The following is a 19,614-nucleotide window of genomic DNA, read 5'->3' on the forward strand; positions in this document are numbered from 1 at the left end:
CTTAATCACTCTTCAATATCGTCTAATTCTTCTTCCATATGATTCGATTGCTTTGCAAGCAAGAATCCCGAAACAGCAGCGGCCACAATAGACGCCACTAGCACGCCGAATCGTGCTTCTCCCGAAAGATCCGCGTCGCTGTAGGCAAGCGAAGCGATTAACAAAGACACAGTAAAGCCAATTCCACACGCACAAGCCGTAGGCAAAAGGTCGCGAACGCGCAAATCGTCTGGGACGCGCAAGCCAATAACTTTCTTAGCAAGCCAAGCTGTAATCATAATTCCAAGTGGCTTTCCAATAACTAGCGCAATCGTAATCGCAATCAGTATTGGAGACAAAAACAGTTCCCAAGTCAGCGTTTCAAAATGAACTCCAGTTGCAAAAAGCGCAAAAACTGGCAGAGCAAACAAAGAAGACAAAGGCTGAATTTTCTGGCGATACCTTTCGGCTCTAAGCGACTTTTCGCCGTGAACAAGATGTGCAGGAGTTAGCAAACCAACCATTACACCTGCAAGAGTTGGGTGAACGCCAGCTTGATACATCATAACCCACGCAAGCACGCCAACAAGCGCCACAATAGGCCAAGGAACGCGCTTTAATCGCACAAGCATAGTCCACACTAATCCGCATAAAACAACGCCCACAAACCAATACCATGCGTTAAGCGAAGAGAAGAATAGTGCAATTAACGCGATTCCAAGAAGGTCGTCGACTGTAGCCAGAGTCATTAAAAATGCGCGCAATGATTTAGGAAGCGTCTTAGCAAAAAGCGCAAGAACAGCCAGAGAGAATGCTATATCTGTTGCCGTAGGAATAGCCCAACCGTCGCGAACCATTTCTAAAGATGGAAGCGCTCCAGAAGTAAGTCGCATAATCTCTTGACCAGCGTGAAGCTCCGAGAATATTGTAACAGTTCCAACAAAAAGAATCGGCGGAACAATCATGCCACCAAGCGCGCAAATCATTGGCATTGCTGCAGCGCGCGGGTCTCTAAGGGATCCTGCAATAAGCTCGTGTTTTAAATCTAAACCAACTGTGAGGAAGAAAATAGTTAGCACGCCGTCTTGAACCCAGTGGCTAATCGACATGTGAATGTTGGTGTATGGAATTCCGATTTGCGTGTGAGAAACAGCTTCAAAAATAGGCGACGCAAATGGCAAATTTGCAAGCATTAATCCAGCTAAAGCAAATCCGAGCATAATTAAGCCAGACGTACGCTCATTATTGGCTATTTTGCATGCCACTTTCCACGCGCGCTTTACCATGCGGAATTATCTCCTCTAAGTTTTAAGTATAGTAAGTTTTAAGTCTAGAATGCTTGTGCAAAATACGTTATATGCACTAGGACTTACAAGTATATAAGATACGTATCGAAATATAACAAAAACGCCACTCCGATTAGAAGTGACGTTTTAAATTGTGGAGCTAGGGGGATTCGAACCCCCGACCCCCTCCATGCCATGGAGATGCGCTACCAGCTGCGCCATAGCCCCGTTTTAGTTGTACAGCTCAAACGAACCTTTGATAGAATACAACAGATTTTGCTGCCAACCAAACTCGGCGTGTCGTATACTATTCGCCGCTGCCAGATTGCTGCGAGCCAGATTCGCCCTGCTGCGCAGCCGATCCGCCACTCGCTCCGTTAGGCGAAGAAGACGAGGACTGCGAAGAATCGCCAGAAGACGAAGAATCGCCTTTAGCTCCGCGCAATCCAGAATCCGCACCAGAAGCTCCAGAATCTCCCGAGCCTTGATTTCCAGAATCTGCCCCAAGCCCATTTGCGTCTAAAGAAGAGGAAGATCCTTCTCGAGTCTTTTTATCTTGCTTTTCGCTAGAATTCTTGCTCGAAGAATCTTCGCCGTCTTTGCTGTCTTTGCCATCTTTACTATCTTTTTCATCATCCGCATCTTGCGAGTTTTTTTGCTCATCTTGCGAGTTTTTATCTTGATTTTGAACGCCATTATTCTGGCCATTTTGATGCGTATTATTGCCCGAATTCTGGCCATTATTCTGTTCGGTGTTTTGGCCAGAAGGCACTAAATTATCTGTGCCCCTTCCTTGAGTAAATAGCAGCACAATGCCAGAAGTAAGAAGAACGGCCGCAATCGCGCTCAAAATGGCAATAACAATCGTAAGTCTCTTATGCTTAGCTTCGCTATATGCATAATCACTGCCGCCGCCTAATGCACGTTTAGCATCGTTAAGAGTAAGAAGTGAGTCTGGGTTCCCTTCCGAAAGCGAATTATCTTCTTCCTTCAGTTTTCTTAAGGAAGACAATTCCATAACACTCGTGCTTTCGGCACTAAGCGCTTGCGACTCTACCGATTTTGCGTTTTGTGAGCTTGAAGAATCGCCAGCAACATTTGCATTAGAAGCCATTGCAACAACTCTTCTAGCTTGTTTTTCTTTGCTTGAATCGCCCATATTGTTGTAAACTTCGTATTCTTTAGGCATATCATCCTCTAATGCAATAAAACGCGCATTATTCACCACTTTAGTGTCATCTTCTTCATAGCGGCTTGAACTTGACTTTAGTGCAGAAGAAGACTGTATCTTTTTAGAAGATGCGTGAATAACATTTTGATAAAGCTGTGATGCTACAGCAGAGACAATCGAACCTATCGCAACACCAATAACAGACCCAGCAATACCAATTTTTGACGAAAGCAAAAACGCCGTCACAGCCGCAAGAGAGCCAGCTAACACTTGCGTAAATGATATTCCCTTAAAGAAGTTCTTCACAAGCACACCTTAAAAATTGTTATATACTACTATTCACCAAACAACATTCACTGATTAGTATTCAAATTGACTACTACTTAGATTGTAGTTGCTGGCGCAGATGCCACTTTTGCCTTAGATTTATAAGCGTCTTGCTTTTTCCTTGCTTTTATAAGCTCAATGTGCTCTGCCAAACTTGCAAGAAGAATCGCAGCAAAAATCAATGTAAATCCAACAAAAGCCATGCTTGTTACTTGCTCATTGTAAAGAATGCTAGAAAATAGCAATGTAAACAAGCATTCTGTGCACATAATCACAGAAGCGTTAGCTGTGGAAAGATAAATCAGCGTGTAGTTTTGAATAACCTGAGCAACAACAGTCACTATCACTATAAGATAGAACATGTTTATAAACGTAATCCAATTATCTTCTGCGCTAAAGTTAGGCAAAGGCTCACTTATTGCAGCTCCGCACAAAAATAGAACTCCAGAAACACAAAACTGGCCAAAAGTTAAAGCAACGGGATTGTACTGCCTAGAGTAATACGCCAAGTATGTTAAGTTAAACGCAAAAACAGCCGCGCAAATAAGAGTTAAAACATCTCCGTGAGAAAGCGTAAGAACGAGCAAGCCTGGCTTTAATGCAACAAATCCAACACCCACAACGCATGTTAGAGCCGCAATAATCCCTAAAAGTGTTGGCTTCTTTTTAATAATCATCCACGCGGAAAATGGTGCTATAACGCAGTAGGCAGCTGTAAGAAAAGCGCTTCTTCCTGGGTCTATCCACCTTAATCCTTCTGTTTGCGTAACTAAAGATGCGTAGTATGTAACGCCCGTTAAAAGCGAAGGAATTATTAGCTTTTTAGTAAAATTCTTGCGGATTGTTTTAAAGAAGACTACGCCCATTATTATGCACGCTCCAAGCATGCGAACTCCCATAAGCCACTGCGGCGAGAATACCTCTAGAGCGTATTTAGACGAAACGTAGCTTCCTCCCCAAATTGCGGCGCATAAGAGCAACATGATTCGCGCAATATTTACAGTAAATCGATTGTTCTGCCTTGGTTGAACAGCGTTATTTATTTCACTCATGTCACTCCCCCCATTCCTTCAAATCACGAGTCTATAACATTAAATTTTTCTTTAAGTTAGCTAAATTGCCTTATAATCTTTATAGAATAGACACAAATACAAGAAAAGTACAACCCATCGGCGTTCCTTCGTAAAATTTCCGACTTTATTACGAAATTAGCACTTGACAGTGCGCTATTGCCTTAAGATTTACGATTCATGATTTAAGCTCGAAGGCAGGTCGGAGCGCGCGCTTGTTTATTTTTGCCCGCGCTTGTTTACCAAAACACCAAACACGACAACAAACGCGGGCAAAAATAAACAAAAGCAGGAAAATCGTTCGCGCGTGGTTACGCCAAGTGAAGTAGAGATTCGAGATTTTTCGCAGCGGATGAAGCGAACCTCAGCGCCGAAGGTGGTGATTCGCTGAAGTAGCAAGAAAAATCGAGAATCTCGGCGATGAAAGCCACGCAAAAGTTCTAGATATCCAGAAGGTTTGATGTATTTCTCTACGAGCAATAAAAGAGGAGCGTAGCGACGGGACTTGCGAGGAGAGAAATACTCAAACCTCGCGCAACAACAAATAGGAGAATCGCGCTACAAGACTCCCAACTTTGTTCAATTGGTGATTTATGTCACAAGTTTACGCATTTTTGCAAAAACGCATCGATTTTTAACCCTTTATATGCATGATTGCGCGTAATCTTAAAAGTGATTGAATCATAATCGTATGATTGCTCGATTGCACAATAATCAGTTGAAGAAAGGACTCAACATGGCAACTCTTAGCGAAGATATGAAGACTTTTATTGAGAACAATTTGGCTTGGATTGCAACGATTAGCAAAGATGGCGAGCTTGATCTTGGCCCAAAGATGTCGATGTTTGTGCTTGACGATAATCACCTTGCTTACCACGAGCGCACTGCAGGTCAGCATTTTAAGAACTTGCAAGATGGCAGCCAGTTGGTTGTTGCTTTTGCAAATTTGGCAGAAAAGAAGGGCTATCGCTTCCGCGGAACTGTTACCCTTCACACAGATGACGCGATTTACAACGAGCAGGTTCGCGTTGCAGAAGAAAAGGGTACAAAAAAGCCAGCGGCCGTTCCTGTTATGGAGATTACTGAGATTCAGGATTTGACTTCTGGAGCTAACGCTGGAAAGACGATTGCTAAAGATTAATCAAAATACTAATTTTTTGCAAAAAACTAACAAAACGCCGAATGAATTATGACCATTCGGCTATACGTTTTAAAATAGCGAGTGGCGTTCGTCCTCAATGGCGAAGATGAACACCACTCAATTTTTTACTTTATAATTTTTACTTGCTTTCTTTACGCAATTCGCGCAACCTAGCGTTCATTTCTTCCGCTTTCTTCTTCTCGAAGTAATAAATTATTGCAGCAATAGCAATCGGGAAAATAACAGTGAACGCAATCCATCCGCAAATCACAGCTGGCTCATCTTTGAATGAAATCCACCCAACAATCACCGATACAATAAATTGAATAGCAATTGGCGGCACCAGCGCAAACACAAACTTTGCAAGGTTTGACATGCGATCATTCGACCAAAAAATAGCGAACACTCCATAGCTTATGCCTATAACAAACGCTGCTACAGCATAAGATGCAATTCTGTTTCCAACCGCGCTATGCGCTAACAGGCTAGATACAAAACTGATTACAGTAAAAATAGTGCACCCTATGCCAATGCCTTTAACAATGTTTTTTGCCATTGTTTTGCCTAAAGTTGTAACTTGCTTTTCCATAATAATCATTTCCTTTTTAAGTATTAAAAAATTAGTATTAAAAATTTAGTATTAAAAATTTAGTATTAAAAATACGCTTAAAATTACATTCCTAAGCGCTTTTTGAACCCAGCTAAGCATCTGCGACTAATCCACTCAACGCTTCCGTCGTCCATTTTTACGCTCATACTTCCGCCAAATCCTGGGTCGACTCGAACAATGCGATTCAAGTTCACGATTGCGGATTTAGATATGCGCACAAACGACGCAAATTGCGGATTGTCAAAATCCATCAGGCGCTTGTAAGAAACGCACTCGCCTTTATCGCTATGAATGATTACGCGCGAATTTTCTACGCAAATCATAATCACATCTGGCTCGTGCATAACAATAATCGAATCGTTAATATAACCATATATGAATGAATTATTGTTGCTATTTGCCGCATTTACAGCATTATTTACAGCATTTACAGTATTATTTTCGGCGCCGCTTGCTTTTGCATCTTTAGAATCAACGCTTTGCAAATTGGCTATAATGCGTTTAAGATTATCGTCAATATTGTGAACCGACAATTGAGCGTGCTGCTCTTCTTCTGGCGGCACAATAGCAATTGTTACTTTCATCAAGCCTCCCTTCCGTATACTACCGTTAGCGTTTGCTAGCTATTGCTAACTTTTCTTAGCGTTGCTAGCTTTTTGTTTTGTAATTTTGACTATACGGCACTGTAAATAGTCTGTCTTTACAAAATCGCTAAACGGTAGTTTTTGAAATATAAGCGGTAAAAAGGAGAGATTACGCAGCTTTTATGCGGCTCCCCAAATGCGAATAAGACGCTGGCTTGTAGGATCTGCCGCGGGACCTTGGTCGTAAGCATCCAAACGCCAATGAATTGAGCCATCCGCATTGAGACTTGGAATTAGGCGCGCCCAGCGACCATTCCCCATTCCGCCAATCTCCGTGTAAGAAGGGTCTACCTTGTCTAATCCAAGAAGCTTATGAACAGTTTGAGATAGGCAAGAGCCGTGCGAAAATACTAGTAGATCGCGGTCGGAGCCAGTTTTGCGCGCCCAATCTTCTACAGCTCTCGCCGCACGCTCGCCAACTTCTTGCTTTGTTTCTGCACCGTGATTAAGCTCTCCGCCTTTGCCGTCAACCCATGACTTAAAATCTTCAGGCCATTTTTCGCTAATTTGCTGGCGATTAAGGCCTTCCCACTCGCCAAAGAAGCGCTCGCGCACGCCATCTTCAACATGCACATTAAGACCAATCTTATCTGCAAAAGCGTGAGCCGTTTGCTGAGCTCGAATAAGCGGCGAAACAATCGCCACAAAACTCGCGTCCGCCTCTTCTGGCGTAATGCGCACATGCTCCTGGCTATTTGGATCCTTTGGATCTTCCAAATCAGAAGCTCCAAAAAGCACGCGCAAAGCCTTGCCAGATCGAGTCACCTGGTCTATTCCAGACTCATCTAAAGCAATATCAATCATTCCTTGAAGTCTAAATTGCGCATTATAAGGCGTCTGGCCATGGCGAACAAGCATTACAGAACGCGCAATGCCCTCGTGAGCGCTGTTTTTATTGGCATTATGTGCAATCTGCGTTGCGCTTTCAACAAAATCCACCATTATCTTGCGCTACCTTTCAATTTACTTTATTTTTCAGATGATTAAGCATGCCGCGGAAGTCGCAAATCTATACAAGGAAGACCATTCCATAAATTATCAAGACGATATACTGGAATAGCATCTTCACATACGACATAAACTACAAAATCACCATAATCAAGCGAAAACCATTGCGATAACTTAGAGGTTTCTTCAGGTATTGGCTTGCGCTTGTTCTCCTTAACATACAAGTATTTTTCAATTTCATCACTAACAGCCGATACTTGATCCTCGTTAGGTACGATAATAACAAGCATAATGTCTTTACGAAGCATATTGCTAACGTCAAAAGCTTGGATATTAGTGGCTTTTAACCTATAGGCTGCAGCCACAGCAATCCTAACCGAGTTAAAAGATTTTTCTGAAACTGCCATTGTTTCTCCTTAACTATCGAACTAACGAACTAACGAACTAGCGAACTATCGAACTAACGCTCCCAAGCTGGCTTCCAGCCCTCTACAACATGCTGCGTATTTTCCGAATACACCATGGAATCCGCTGGAACATCGTGGCGAACAACAGATCCTGCACCCGTTGTAACTCCATCTCCAACAGTAACGGGAGCTACAAACAGGTTTCCTGCGCCAACATGCGCGTTAGAGCCAATAGTCGTGTGATTCTTATGCACTCCGTCGTAGTTTGCTGTAATCGTGCCACCGCCAATATTCGTGTGCTCACCCAAATCAGCGTCGCCCATATAACTTAGATGCGGAACCTTAGTGCCGTTTCCAATATGCGCTTTCTTCATTTCCACAAACGCGCCCGCTTTGCTCTCCTCGCCAAGCACATTTCCTGGTCGCAAATACGTCCACGGACCAATGTTTGCAGCGCGGCAAATATGCGATTCTTGCACACGCGAGCGCTCCACAACCGCATCTTCATCTACTTGAGCATCAATAAGCGTAGTGTACGGCCCTACAACCGCACCGCTTTTAACAGTTGTGTGCCCTTGCAAGAAGCAGCCTGGAAGAACCGTAACATCTTCTTGTAAAACAACATCGTCTTCAATCCATGTAGTATCTGGATCTAAAATAGTCACGCCTTCAAGCATCCACTTTTCGCAAACGCGCTTGTTATATGCTTTTGCAAGCGCAGCTAATTGAACGCGAGTATTTACGCCTTCCACGCTCAGCGGGTCTGCGGCCGCCATTGCTCCAACACGCCCCATTGCGCGAGCGTGCTCTAGCGCATCTGTTAAGTAGAACTCGCCTTGAGCATTCTTGGAATCAAGGTTTTCTATAGCATCGCTAAGTACTTTTGCATCGAACACGTATACCGACGTATTTACTTCCTTAATCGCAAGCTCTTCTGCATTAGCGTCTTTGTGCTCAACAATTCGCAGAACATCGCCATTTTCTCCGCGCACAATTCGCCCATAGCCAGTTGCGTCGTCTAAAACAGCAGTTAAAACAGTTGCCGCGTTTCCCTGATTATTGTGAAACTCGATTAACGATTGCAATGTTTGCGTATCTAAAAGTGGCATATCGCTTGCAGCAATTACCACAGAACCTTTAAGCGCACTACCATATTGCTGCTTTGAAGCTTCGTTAAGATCTTGCATTGCGCACTGCACAGCCCTGCCAGTTCCAGGCTTATCGTCTTGATTTACAATCCGCACAGCGTTGTTGTAGCTTTGCGCTGCTTGCGACACCCGTTGCGCTTGAGCATGAACTACAACGGCAAGCTCCCCTGGATTTATGCCCGCCATTGCGTCCATTACGCGATTTAAGAACGTTTTTCCAGCAAACTTGTGCAATACTTTCGGCGTTGCTGAACGCATGCGCGTCCCATCACCTGCTGCCAGAATTATTGCTGCGGCTACATTATGATTTTCCACATGCGCTCCTTATTTTGCATAATACGTGCCGAAAGATTTTTCAACACAACACAAGAGCAAAGCAAAAGTGCCCCCGACGCGATTCGAACGCGCAACCAACGGATTAGAAGGCCGTTGCTCTATCCATTGAGCTACAGAGGCGCAAGTTGCAATTATACCAAAATTCTTACATCAACACACCCAGTCTTAAATAATTTGCAAATTAATATCGCGCAACACGCGGTATATTTGATTACTCTACAAAATGTGGTATAGTCGTCAAGTCGCGTTAAAACGCGGATAATTTAAGATGCCCCTGTATCCCAATTGGTAGAGGAAACAGCCTCAAAATCTGTGCAGTGTGAGTTCGAGTCTCACCGGGGGCACGTGCACAACGCCGCTTACATTCTAAGCGGCGTTTTTGTTATCTTCCATCTCGCGCACACGCGCAGCCCCCGATTTTGCAATTAAAACAAAAGCGCGCACCCAAAAAGGATGCGCGCTTAGAAAACTACGATTAGCTAACGATTAGCTAGCAATCAACTAGCGATTAGTCGCAAGCACCAACGGTGTGAACGTAAATAGAGTCGGTACGACCAGCCTGGCGCTCACCCTGAGCAGTGCTCAAAACAACAATCTTGTCGCCGTCAGAAACCTTACCAGCTTCACGAAGAACCTTGTCGGTGAAGATCATAAGATCATGACGGTTCATATCGTGGTAGTCCTCGCTAATCAAGAAGCCTTCAGTGCCCCAGCTCAAAGCCAACCAGTGATAAGTGTGCTCATTGTTGGTCAAGCCGTAGATTGGAGCAGCTGGACGCTCGCGAGAAATGCGATGAACGGTACGACCAGTTTGCGTGTAAGCAACAATCGCCTTAGCGTTAAGCTTGTCTGCCAAATCAACAGCTGCAGAAGAAACTGCACCCGTGCTAGACATGTCAAGCTCCACAGATGGAATGCGATCGTAGCCATTTTCAGTCGCGTATTGAGAAATACGAGACATGGTCTGAACGGTAACTGCTGGATACTTGCCGACTGCAGTCTCGTTAGAGGTCATAGTTGCATCGGCGCCGTCAAGAACAGCGTTAGCGCAATCAGAAGCCTCTGCACGAGTTGGAACTGGAGAGTTAACCATAGATCCAAGAACTTCGGTAGCAACGATTACTGGCTTTGCGTATTGGCGAGAAAGCTCAATGCAGCGCTTGGTAACGAGTGGAACCTGCTCAAGTGGCATCTCCACTGCCATATCGCCACGAGCAACCATAATGCCATCGAAGGTCTTAACAATCTCTTCCAAGTTTGCAACAGCCTGTGGCTTCTCAATCTTTGCAACGATTGGAATGCGGCGGCCTTCTTCGTCCATGATTTCGTGAGCGCGATCAATATCGGTAGCAAAACGCACGAACGACATTGCAATAATGTCTGCACCAGTGCGAATAGCCCAACGAAGATCAGACTCATCCTTTTCGGTCAATGCTGGAAGAGACACGGCAACACCTGGAAGGTTAATGCCCTTGTGGCTAGAAACTGGGCCAGCAACAACAACCTTAGTGTGTACGTCGTTGCCTTCTACCTTTGTAACCTCAAGACGAACCTTGCCGTCATCAATCAAAATTGGATCGCCTGCGTGGCAATCTCCTGGCAAACCCTTGAAGGTTGTGGAAGTGCGATGCTCATCACCCTCAATATCGTCTGTGGTGATAACGAACTCTTGGCCCTCTTCCAAATAAACCTTGTCTTCGCCGTCAGCGTTCTTCTTGAACCAACCGCAACGAATCTTTGGACCTTGCAAATCAACAAGAGCAGCAACATTACGACCAGTAGTCTTTGAAGCTTCGCGCAAATTGTTGTAAACGCGCAAATGATCTTCAGGAGTGCCATGCGAACGGTTTAAACGAGCAACATCCATTCCAGCTTCAACAAGCTTGGTAATGCCCTCTAACGATTCGGTAGCTGGTCCAATAGTATCAACAATTTTGGCTTTTCTCATAATGCCTGCCTGTTTCCTTTGTTTATTTTTAAATGGGAAAATACCCACTTTACGTGTAATAGTGTACCAGCAAATTGTGACCTATAGGCAAAACTCGCGCCTATTTTTTTACTACGATTAATCACGACTAGCTGCGCTCGCTTATTAATCACAATTACCTTGCGATTAACTGCGATTAGCCACAACTATCTTTCTAAATTATTTTCTTTCAACGCAAGTCCTATAAGCTTATCCGTGTAATCAGCCATAACCAATAGTCGTAACAAAAACTCGCCAATCGTCGGAATGAAAACTCGCCAATCGTCGGAATGAAAACTCGCCAATCACAAGAATAATACTCTAGTCAAGCCTTACAACACAATTGAGTCAATTCGCAGAGATTCCAACCATATAGCAACGACCGTCTGTTTATTTTGCTTGACAACGTATACCATTTGTATCATAATCGTTTTGAAAGGGGTTGATACTATGGCAACAAGTCCTACTCAAATTCGTATCGATAGTAATGTCAAAACAGAAGCAAACGAACTGTTTAAAGAACTCGGCATCGATATGTCAAGTGCCGTGAACGTCTTCTTACGCCAGTGTGTTTTGCACGGAGGTATTCCCTTTAAAATAGAAGTCCCAAAGTTTAATACCGAAACGTTAGCAGCAATGGAAGAAGGAAAAAGAATTTCCAGAGACCCTAACACACCATCGTATTCTTCTATGGAAGACCTTAAGAAAGCGCTTTTATCTGACTGATGTACAACGTTAAGTTTACAAACGCTTATAAGAAAAGCTACAAACGTATGGTTAAACGTGGAATCGACCTTTCTCTTTTAGATGAAGTAGTAGATAACCTAAGACAAGGTATTGCACTTAATCCTAAATACAAAGACCATATACTCAAAGGAAAATTCAACGGTTTTCACGAATGTCACATTAAACCAGACTGGCTACTTGTTTACCTAATAGAGGATGATATTCTTACCCTCACACTCATCGACACTGGCAGTCACTCAGACCTATTCAACCTGTAAGAGCAAGATGCTCTTTTACCCGACAAGTGACTTTTATTTTATACTCATCCATTAAAGACATTGTTCAGGCTCTTCAAAAATCACGCCAAGCCAGCTTACAGTCGCCATACACTAAATCTTTTATCAATAAAAAAGCTGTAGATTTAAAAATGTGTTATTTTATTTTTTAAACAGTCGCGTACTCTTTTGACTTTGATGCATAACTAAGGCGAGCACGTTGTGTTACAAGTGCCCGCCTTAATTTATGGGAGTTATGAGATGCGATTAGCTGCGATTAGCTGCGATTAGCGCAAATGCTTAGCGCGCTTGCAATTAGCCGCAGCTCCAGAAGCCGCAAACATGCCAAACACCATCGCACCGAAAAATGCAAACGTTATGCCAGAGGCGTTTGAACCCGTGTTTGGTAGCGCATCGGCAGAGCGTGCGTCTGTAGCTTGCAGCTTGGAAGAACCACTTCTGTTTGCACCACTGTTGGATGAGCCGTTTGCGTTAACAGACGCACCATTAGAGGTTACGTTAGCAGTGCCGTTATTGGCTCCGTTATTTGCGTTTCCTCCCACGCCGTTACCATTGCCGCTACCATTGGTGTTATTGTCGTTGCCGCCGTTATTGCCGTTGCCGCCGCCAATATTCAATTCAGGAATATCAGTAGAATCTGGCGCAACACTTTCGCTGCCATTGTTGTTGCCATTGCCTTTAGGATCTGGGCCTGGAGTTGGCGGAGTTGGCGGCTGCGTAGGCTTAGGAGCTGGTTTAGACTGCGGCTTAGGCTCTGGCTTAGGCGTAGACTGCGGCTGCGGCGCTGTAGGCGGTGTAGGCGTCTGCGGCTGCTTAGGATCTGGCGTCTTAGGACCTGGCGTAGGCGCTGGTGGCGTTACAGGATTCTTTGTATAAATCGCATACACAGTCAAATCATTATTTACAGGTGTTGTACCAGTAAACGCTGTACCTTGACCATCCTTTTGCGTATTCCATTCTTTAAATGTATGACCAGTCTTTGTAGGATTTTGTGGCATAGACTGGTCAGTCAACGTATCCGTATCAATAGCCTTACCGTTTTCTACCTTTACCGTTTGAGTCTTATCGCCGTCCTTGAAAGTAACTGTGAATGGGTCTTTTTTCCAGGTTGCTGTGTAGGTTGCATTTGCTGTTACTTTGTCTGCTACTTTTGGTGTCCAGCCGGAAAAGACATAACCCGCTCTTGATGGCGTTCCATTAAACTTTGGGGTTTCACTTCCAGAAAGAATATCGTTTGTCACCTGGTCTTTGAAAATTTCTTCGTTGTCAACACCATCGGTATAAGTAACTGTGTATGCTTTTGCAAAGCTTACTTCTATCTTGTGCGGCGATTTTACAGCCTTGAATTCATATGAACCCGAAGCTTTATGTTCGACTTTCTGGTCTACTCCGTCTACCTTCAGCGAATCTATTACGTATCCTTCGTTGGCTGTAAAATCGTATTTCTGATTTTCTCCGTATTGGACTTCTTTCGTTCCGTCAGGAGTTATCGATCCGCCTTCACCTGCAGATGCCTTTATAGTAGGATTAAGATTTGCATAGATATTATAAATTCGCTTATTGAGTACTGCTGTTTCTCCTATACCTCTCGTTCTGTTTACGGAAATCACTTCTCCCGATGTATATTCATTTCCCTTGTTGGCGGAACTTTCCGAGAATGAATAAAAAATGCCGTGGAGGTTTCCGTGGTCCATGCCATAAAGAAACTGCTTGTACTTCCAGCCCTTAAAAACCCAACCTGTGTTTGCAGTGGCCTTGTACTCACTTACGCCTGTAAGCTGAGGGAAAAATCTACCAGTATTTTTGTAAGTGTTAGTTATTACGGCTGCAGCCTTGCCGTTCTCGTCTTTTACAGAATAAACATCTATCTCTGCATCTTTCATATACGATTCCCTACTGATTACTTTCGTATATTCGTAGAGGCTTTGACTCTCTGAACTGTTTGTTGTTAATTGACTATCGCGTTGCTTAGCGTTTTTATCGTTTTTCTTTAATTCGCCTGGCTTAACTGTTGCCGCTCTGCCACCAGCAAACGCCTGCGTAGTTCCAGCCGTTACGCCAAATGCTACTAATGTAGCCAGCAATAGGCCCATTGTCTTTTTTACTAACGCTTTCACCTTATACATCGCCTCATCAATCTATTGATGTTCTTTTATTGTTTTGAAAAATTGCATAAAAATAGGCAGAAATATATACCTAATGAATAGGTATATATTTCTGCCTATTAAAAAATTCTACGGAAAAAGAGACAGAGTTATGCTGTCTGTCTGTCTGTCTGTCTGTCTGTCTGTCTGTCTGTCTGTCTGTCTGTCTGTCTGAGCATGCTCTATCTAAACCCTTTTGTCAAGTATTTTTCAAAAAAATAAAATAAATTTATTTTTCACATTAACAAAATTTAGAATAATACTCGGTTGATTATCTATCAACGCAAAGACATCGCGTGAATCATAGACAATTATTTATCATTAAGCTCACTTATTAGCCGCATCCATTTGACGCAACTCTTTTTTAAGATCGCGTATTTCGTCGCGCAATCGCGCAGCCAACTCAAACTGCAACTGTTCTGCCGCCGTATGCATTTGCTCGCTCAAATTTTTAATCAAAGACATAATATCGCTTTGCGGCAAGGCCGATATATTCGCCATACGCTTTTCTTTGCTTTGCTGCCCCAGATTCGGCTCTTTTGGCACGCCATAATGCGAATTCCCAGCCTTATTAGCATTCCTATAGCCGCCTGCTAGCAAAGTTTGAGTATCAACATCCTCTTTAGCAAGCATGTCGTTAACGTCACTAATCTTCTTTCGCAAAGGCTTAGGGTCAATTCCATGAGCCTTGTTATACGCGATTTGCTTTTCGCGACGCCTCTCCGTCTCGCTAATCGCCTTGCTCATAGCATCCGTAACAGCATCCGCATACATAAGCACAGTTCCCGAAACATTACGAGCAGCGCGGCCAATCGTTTGAATAAGCGAACGGTAAGACCTTAAGAAGCCTTCCTTATCTGCATCCAAAATCGCAACCAGCGAAACTTCTGGCAAATCCAAGCCCTCACGAAGCAAATTAATACCAACAATCACATCAATTTTTCCTTCGCGAAGCTCGCGCAAAAGCTCCACTCTGCGCAAAGTATCAACATCCGAATGCAAATACTCAACTTTAATTCCAAGCTCAAGGAAGTAATCAGTTAAGTCTTCCGCCATTTTCTTTGTAAGCGTAGTAACAAGCACGCGCTCATCTTTGGCAACACGCGCCTTAATTTCCGCCAGCAAATCGTCAACCTGCCCTTCTACAGGTCGAACCTCAATCTTAGGGTCTAGCAAACCAGTTGGGCGAATAATCTGCTCAACTACGCCATCCGAAAGCCCCAACTCGTAGTCGCCAGGCGTTGCCGAAAGATACACAGTTTGACCAACGTGCTCCAAAAATTCGTTCCACTTTAACGGGCGATTATCCATTGCAGATGGCAGCCTAAAGCCATGCTCAACAAGCGTTCTTTTGCGCGAAGCGTCTCCCTCGTACATGGCTCCGATTTGCGGCACGGTTACATGCGACTCGTCTAAAACTAGCAAAAAGTCGTCTGGGAAAAAGTCAAGAAGCGTATGCGGAGGCGTGCCAGCCGCGCGTCCGTCAAAATGCCTCGAATAATTCTCCACTCCAGGGCACACTCCAACTTGGCGAAGCATCTCCAAATCGTACGTAGTTCTCATTTCCAAACGCTGAGCTTCCAGCAATTTGTTCTGCTTTTTAAGCTGCGCAACTCTCTCATCACGCTCTTTCTCAATCGCCTCTAACGCGCGTTCCATGCGCTCAGGACCCGCAATATAGTGAGATGCTGGGAAAATATGCACGCTACTCTCCTGGCGAATCACTTCCCCAGTAAGCGGATGTAGCATTGTAATTCTGTCGATTTCGTCGCCAAAGAACTCAATTCGCACAGCTAATTCTTCGTACACAGGAATAATCTCAACCGTATCTCCGCGCACTCTAAAAGTTCCGCGCGTAAACGCAATGTCGTTGCGCTTGTATTGCATGCTCACAAACTGGCGTAATAAATCGTCTCGCTCAAGCTGCTGGCCAACGCTTAACATAAGCATTCGCTCGGCATACTCCTCTGGGGTGCCGAGTCCATAAATGCAAGAAACAGTAGCCACAACAACGCAATCACGTCTAGTAAGCAAATTCGCTGTAGCAGCGTGACGAAGACGCTCAACATCGTCGTTAATATTCGAGTCTTTTTCAATATACGTGTCTGTTTGCGGAATGTACGCTTCTGGCTGATAGTAGTCGTAGTAAGACACAAAATAGCTCACAGCATTATCTGGCATAAGCTCGCGAAACTCCGCGCAAAGCTGAGCCGCCAAGGTTTTATTTGGCTCAATAATAAGAGTCGGTCGTTGCAAACGCTCAATAAGCCAAGCGGTTGTAGCGGTTTTACCCGTGCCAGTAGCACCCATTAAAACAACGTCGTTTTCGCCGTTTTCAATGCGATTCGCCAGCTCGTCGATTGCTTGCGGCTGGTCGCCCGAAGGCTCGTACGGCGCTTTTACAACAAAAGGCTTGTTTGTGCGCTGAATTTTATTCGACATTATTTTTCTCCAAGAGCTTTAAGAGCATCAAGAGCATTTTATTTATTTTACTAAAACCAAACAATCGCGCGGTTGCTTGCGATTTTTCCTTTGGGTCTCTAATGCTCCTCACCCATCCACGTTTTAATTTTTGAATCAACGCTTTTAAGCATAACTTCCATAGGCTTTGTAGAATCAACCACAAAATCCGCGATTTTTTTGCGCTCAATCTCTTCAACTTGATTATTTATGCGCTGCTGCGCCTGATTCTGGCTCATTTTGCGCTCGCTTATCATTCGCGCAATGCGAACATCTTTAGGCGCTTCAACTGTAATAATATGGTCAAAACTAAATGGAATGCTGTCGATTACTTGCGCAAGCAGCGGAATATCGTGCACAATAACAGATCTTAAATATGCGCGTTCACAGCAATCTTCTTTAGAAATTTTCCTATCACACTCGTTTTTATATTCGCTTTTATATTCGTTTCTATATTCGCTTTCTAAAGTCTTTGCTAAATCATAAATAGCAGGATGAATAAGCGACTCAAGCTTCTTACGATTTTCACAACTCTCGTAGTAGTCTCCAAAAACACGCTTTGCAATAAACTCACGATTTAAAGAGCCATCATTCTTAACGGCATTTTCCCCAAAAATGCTTACGATTTGCCGCAAGACTACGCTTCCTGGCTCCACCACTTTACGCGCTAAAACGTCGTAATCTATAACAAACGCGCCAAGCGAACGCAAATGATTTACTACAGTAGATTTTCCAGCCGCAATTCCGCCCGTTACAGCAATCCGCATCATTGTCATATATAAATTATAAGTAATGCCCCAGTAACTAATTACCAGGGCATTGTTTATTATCACTAATAATAAAAGACTAGTCTTTTAACTCGGCACCATCAGCATCTTTGTGCCACTTACTTCCAGGCTTTGAGCAAAGAATCAAAATACCCTCAACCAATGCCCATATTCCCGTAATAATCAACAGGAAACCAAAGGAAAGAACAGAAATAAGCAGCTGTGCAATCGCCTTTCCTTTAAAACCAAGATAAAAATTGTGAATACCTAATGTGCCTAAGAAAATCGCTAGCAAACCTGCAACAATTTTATTGCGCGAGCTTACTAAAGTTGCTTTAGTGTTCTCCTCACTATTCCCATCATACGAAGGGAACTGAGCATTTTTCTGATTGTTGTCAAACGTGCTCATAATCTTCACCAATCCTTTTAATAATCATGATTAATGTTTAAAAGCATCATATAATCACGATTCTTAAAAGAAAATTCATTGTACCTATATTTAATTACAAAACTTGAGTCACAAAATACTCGTAAAACATACTCAAAATAGTAGTCAAACATAAACAAAATTGCCCCGATGATAACTCACCAGGGCAATTGTTAATAAGCGTCTAGTAGAAAGTAGAAACTACTTCTTTTCGCTCAAAAGCTGTTCGCGCAAAGCTGCGAGCTGATCGGAATCAGCTAAAGCACCTTCGTTAGCGGCCTCAGAAGAATAGTTGGAAGCAACTTCTTCCTTCTTTTCTTCCTTAGCTGGCTTCTTTTCTTCAGCTTCTTCACTCTGACCATCAGCGGCTGCGGATTCTGCTGCAGCTGCGAGTTCCTTAGCGGCGAACACCTTGTGCTGCTCCCACAATTCGTGAGCTGCTGCATACTGTGCTTCCCACTCTTCGCGCTGCTGCTCGTAACCAGCAATCCACTCGTTGGTGTTTGGATCGAAGCCTTCTGGGTACTTGTAGTTTCCTTCTTCGTCATACTCAGCTGGCATGCCGTAGAGAGCTGGATCGAAATCTTCAGAATTTGGATCAACAGCCTCGTTAGCCTGCTTCAAGGAGAGCGAGATCCTGCGACGATCGAGATCTACGTCAATAACCTTAACGAATACTTCTTCGCCACCCTTAACAACAGTTTCTGGGTTCTCTACATGACGGTTAGCAAGCTCGGAAATGTGAACCAAGCCTTCGATGCCGTCTTCAACGGAGATGAACACACCGAACTGAACAATCTTGGTGACCTTACCCTTAACAACCTGTCCAGGAACATGGGTGCGAGCGAAGCGCTGCCATGGATCTTCCTGAGTTGCCTTAAGGGAGAGGGAGATACGTTCGCGATCGAGATCAACGTCGAGAACCTCAACGGTAACCTTATCGCCAACCTTAACAACCTCGGATGGGTGATCGATATGCTTCCAAGAAAGCTCGGAAACGTGAATGAGGCCGTCAACACCCCCGAGGTCAACAAACGCGCCGAAGTTTACGATAGAAGACACAACGCCTTCGCGAATCTGGCCCTTCTTAAGCTGCGAGAGGAAGGTCTCGCGAACTTCGGACTGGGTTTCCTCGAGGAACTGACGACGAGAAAGCACAACGTTGTTGCGGTTCTTATCGAGCTCAAGAATCTTAGCCTTAATCTTCTGGCCAATGTATGGGGAAAGATCGCGAACGCGACGCATTTCAACGAGGGAAGCTGGCAAGAAGCCGCGCAAACCGATGTCTACAATCAAGCCGCCCTTAACAGCTTCAATAACGGTACCTTCAACAATGCCGTCTGCATCCTTGATCTTCTCAATGTCACCCCAAGCGCGCTCATACTGTGCACGCTTCTTGGAGAGAATAAGACGTCCTTCCTTGTCTTCCTTAGTTACAACAAGGGCTTCGATGGTGTCGCCAACTTCAACAACATCATCTGGATCAACGTCTTTCTTGATGGAAAGTTCACGGGAAGGGATTACACCTTCAGTTTTGTAGCCGATGTCCAACAATACTTCGTCGTGATCAATCTTTACGACTGTACCTTCAACTAAATCACCATCATCAAAATTCTTGATGGTTGAATCGACTGCCTTGATGAAGTCTTCTTCGGTGCCAATATCATTAATCGCAACCTTGGCGACTTCGTTATTATTCTCTGCCATTACTTATTAGTGGTTTCTTCTTGGGGTGGATATTACTCGATATTAAATTATGAT

The 19,614-nt window shown here is 43.9% G+C and carries 18 protein-coding genes and 3 tRNA genes; 4 read left to right on the top strand and 17 right to left on the bottom strand.

What is annotated here, in order from left to right; genetic code table 11:
* Positions 1–5: 5 nt before the first annotated feature.
* The 4 genes from QP420_RS04920 to QP420_RS04935 all read right to left on the bottom strand — a co-directional run bounded on the left by QP420_RS04920 (position 6) and on the right by QP420_RS04935 (position 3,815).
* The gene (locus tag QP420_RS04920; RefSeq protein WP_481616718.1) at positions 6–1,265 is read right to left on the bottom strand and encodes a Na+/H+ antiporter NhaA; all 1,260 of its coding nucleotides are present in this window, start codon (positions 1,263–1,265) and stop codon (positions 6–8) included.
* Between the two features lie 155 nt (positions 1,266–1,420).
* A tRNA-Ala gene (locus QP420_RS04925) sits at positions 1,421–1,493 on the bottom strand.
* A gap of 79 nt (positions 1,494–1,572) precedes the next feature.
* On the bottom strand, positions 1,573–2,742 hold the full coding sequence (locus QP420_RS04930; protein ID WP_481616719.1) for a hypothetical protein: 1,170 nt from the start codon (positions 2,740–2,742) through the stop codon (positions 1,573–1,575).
* Between the two features lie 77 nt (positions 2,743–2,819).
* The gene (locus QP420_RS04935) at positions 2,820–3,815 is read right to left on the bottom strand and encodes a DMT family transporter (RefSeq protein ID WP_060787212.1); all 996 of its coding nucleotides are present in this window, start codon (positions 3,813–3,815) and stop codon (positions 2,820–2,822) included.
* Positions 3,816–4,569: 754 nt separating this feature from the next.
* On the opposite strand from QP420_RS04935, the gene QP420_RS04940 reads away from it, so the two are divergent.
* Positions 4,570–4,974, top strand: a complete 405-nt coding sequence (locus QP420_RS04940; protein WP_481616720.1) for a pyridoxamine 5'-phosphate oxidase family protein — start codon at positions 4,570–4,572, stop codon at positions 4,972–4,974.
* 139 nt (positions 4,975–5,113) lie between these two features.
* Here QP420_RS04940 and QP420_RS04945 read toward each other — a convergent pair whose 3' ends face one another.
* The 6 genes from QP420_RS04945 to QP420_RS04970 form a co-directional block, all read right to left on the bottom strand.
* Positions 5,114–5,563 carry a DUF3021 family protein gene (locus QP420_RS04945; RefSeq protein ID WP_481616721.1) on the bottom strand — a complete coding sequence of 150 codons (450 nt, stop codon included), beginning with the start codon at positions 5,561–5,563 and terminating at the stop codon, positions 5,114–5,116.
* An 83-nt stretch (positions 5,564–5,646) separates the two neighbouring features.
* On the bottom strand, positions 5,647–6,168 hold the full coding sequence (locus QP420_RS04950) for a LytTR family DNA-binding domain-containing protein (protein WP_481616722.1): 522 nt from the start codon (positions 6,166–6,168) through the stop codon (positions 5,647–5,649).
* A gap of 180 nt (positions 6,169–6,348) precedes the next feature.
* Positions 6,349–7,170 carry a histidine phosphatase family protein gene (locus tag QP420_RS04955; RefSeq protein WP_481616723.1) on the bottom strand — a complete coding sequence of 274 codons (822 nt, stop codon included), beginning with the start codon at positions 7,168–7,170 and terminating at the stop codon, positions 6,349–6,351.
* 41 nt (positions 7,171–7,211) lie between these two features.
* Positions 7,212–7,583 (bottom strand): RsfS/YbeB/iojap family protein, encoded by a 372-nt coding sequence (locus QP420_RS04960; RefSeq protein ID WP_415695573.1) that lies wholly within the window; start codon positions 7,581–7,583, stop codon positions 7,212–7,214.
* A gap of 53 nt (positions 7,584–7,636) precedes the next feature.
* Complete coding sequence (gene glmU / locus QP420_RS04965) at positions 7,637–9,046, bottom strand: bifunctional UDP-N-acetylglucosamine diphosphorylase/glucosamine-1-phosphate N-acetyltransferase GlmU (RefSeq protein WP_481616724.1); 1,410 nt, start codon at positions 9,044–9,046, stop codon at positions 7,637–7,639.
* A 68-nt stretch (positions 9,047–9,114) separates the two neighbouring features.
* A tRNA-Arg gene (locus QP420_RS04970) sits at positions 9,115–9,187 on the bottom strand.
* Positions 9,188–9,337: 150 nt separating this feature from the next.
* On the opposite strand from QP420_RS04970, the gene QP420_RS04975 reads away from it, so the two are divergent.
* A tRNA-Leu gene (locus tag QP420_RS04975) sits at positions 9,338–9,411 on the top strand.
* 164 nt (positions 9,412–9,575) lie between these two features.
* On the opposite strand, the gene pyk is transcribed toward QP420_RS04975, so the two are convergent.
* Complete coding sequence (pyk, locus tag QP420_RS04980) at positions 9,576–11,015, bottom strand: pyruvate kinase (RefSeq protein WP_415689574.1); 1,440 nt, start codon at positions 11,013–11,015, stop codon at positions 9,576–9,578.
* A gap of 185 nt (positions 11,016–11,200) precedes the next feature.
* Entirely contained in the window at positions 11,201–11,338 is a 138-nt protein-coding gene (locus QP420_RS04985) for a hypothetical protein (protein ID WP_481616725.1), read from the bottom strand.
* 145 nt (positions 11,339–11,483) lie between these two features.
* Between QP420_RS04985 and QP420_RS04990 the strand changes: the two genes are divergently transcribed.
* Positions 11,484–11,759, top strand: coding sequence for a type II toxin-antitoxin system RelB/DinJ family antitoxin (locus QP420_RS04990; RefSeq protein ID WP_415695571.1), 276 nt, complete (start codon positions 11,484–11,486; stop codon positions 11,757–11,759).
* Entirely contained in the window at positions 11,759–12,037 is a 279-nt protein-coding gene (locus tag QP420_RS04995) for a type II toxin-antitoxin system YafQ family toxin (protein ID WP_415695570.1), read from the top strand. The genes QP420_RS04990 and QP420_RS04995 overlap by 1 nt, the downstream gene beginning before the upstream one ends.
* 284 nt (positions 12,038–12,321) lie before the next feature.
* Here the strand turns inward: QP420_RS04995 and QP420_RS05000 are convergent, their stop codons facing one another.
* The 5 genes from QP420_RS05000 to rpsA all read right to left on the bottom strand — a co-directional run bounded on the left by QP420_RS05000 (position 12,322) and on the right by rpsA (position 19,560).
* Entirely contained in the window at positions 12,322–14,172 is a 1,851-nt protein-coding gene (locus tag QP420_RS05000; protein WP_481616726.1) for an InlB B-repeat-containing protein, read from the bottom strand.
* Positions 14,173–14,526: 354 nt separating this feature from the next.
* Positions 14,527–16,641, bottom strand: a complete 2,115-nt coding sequence (uvrB, locus tag QP420_RS05005) for an excinuclease ABC subunit UvrB (RefSeq protein WP_481616727.1) — start codon at positions 16,639–16,641, stop codon at positions 14,527–14,529.
* Positions 16,642–16,739: 98 nt separating this feature from the next.
* Complete coding sequence (gene coaE / locus QP420_RS05010) at positions 16,740–17,435, bottom strand: dephospho-CoA kinase (RefSeq protein ID WP_481616728.1); 696 nt, start codon at positions 17,433–17,435, stop codon at positions 16,740–16,742.
* A 70-nt stretch (positions 17,436–17,505) separates the two neighbouring features.
* A complete protein-coding gene (locus tag QP420_RS05015; RefSeq protein ID WP_415696051.1) occupies positions 17,506–17,835 on the bottom strand; it encodes a TM2 domain-containing protein in 330 nt (109 codons plus the stop codon).
* 219 nt (positions 17,836–18,054) lie between these two features.
* Positions 18,055–19,560: a 30S ribosomal protein S1 gene (gene rpsA, locus QP420_RS05020; RefSeq protein ID WP_004130522.1), complete on the bottom strand. Its 1,506-nt coding sequence runs from the start codon at positions 19,558–19,560 to the stop codon at positions 18,055–18,057.
* Positions 19,561–19,614 lie beyond the last annotated feature (54 nt).

This window comes from Bifidobacterium sp. UMB1197 (assembly GCF_030217745.1).
GTDB classification, from domain to species: Bacteria; Actinomycetota; Actinomycetes; order Actinomycetales; family Bifidobacteriaceae; genus Bifidobacterium; species Bifidobacterium vaginale_B.

Bases quoted from the DNA above. Each gene is read 5' to 3' on its own strand.
- QP420_RS04945 (WP_481616721.1), bottom strand. From the start codon at position 5,563: ATGGAAAAGCAAGTTACAACTTTAGGCAAAACAATGGCAAAAAACATT.
- QP420_RS04955 (WP_481616723.1), bottom strand. From the start codon at position 7,170: ATGGTGGATTTTGTTGAAAGCGCAACGCAGATTGCACATAATGCCAAT.
- QP420_RS04990 (WP_415695571.1), top strand. From the start codon at position 11,484: ATGGCAACAAGTCCTACTCAAATTCGTATCGATAGTAATGTCAAAACA.
- QP420_RS04935 (WP_060787212.1), bottom strand. From the start codon at position 3,815: ATGAGTGAAATAAATAACGCTGTTCAACCAAGGCAGAACAATCGATTT.
- QP420_RS05015 (WP_415696051.1), bottom strand. From the start codon at position 17,835: ATGAGCACGTTTGACAACAATCAGAAAAATGCTCAGTTCCCTTCGTAT.
- uvrB (WP_481616727.1), bottom strand. From the start codon at position 16,641: ATGTCGAATAAAATTCAGCGCACAAACAAGCCTTTTGTTGTAAAAGCG.
- QP420_RS04995 (WP_415695570.1), top strand. From the start codon at position 11,759: ATGTACAACGTTAAGTTTACAAACGCTTATAAGAAAAGCTACAAACGT.
- QP420_RS04940 (WP_481616720.1), top strand. From the start codon at position 4,570: ATGGCAACTCTTAGCGAAGATATGAAGACTTTTATTGAGAACAATTTG.
- QP420_RS04960 (WP_415695573.1), bottom strand. From the start codon at position 7,583: ATGGCAGTTTCAGAAAAATCTTTTAACTCGGTTAGGATTGCTGTGGCT.
- pyk (WP_415689574.1), bottom strand. From the start codon at position 11,015: ATGAGAAAAGCCAAAATTGTTGATACTATTGGACCAGCTACCGAATCG.
- rpsA (WP_004130522.1), bottom strand. From the start codon at position 19,560: ATGGCAGAGAATAATAACGAAGTCGCCAAGGTTGCGATTAATGATATT.
- QP420_RS04920 (WP_481616718.1), bottom strand. From the start codon at position 1,265: ATGGTAAAGCGCGCGTGGAAAGTGGCATGCAAAATAGCCAATAATGAG.
- coaE (WP_481616728.1), bottom strand. From the start codon at position 17,435: ATGACAATGATGCGGATTGCTGTAACGGGCGGAATTGCGGCTGGAAAA.
- QP420_RS04950 (WP_481616722.1), bottom strand. From the start codon at position 6,168: ATGAAAGTAACAATTGCTATTGTGCCGCCAGAAGAAGAGCAGCACGCT.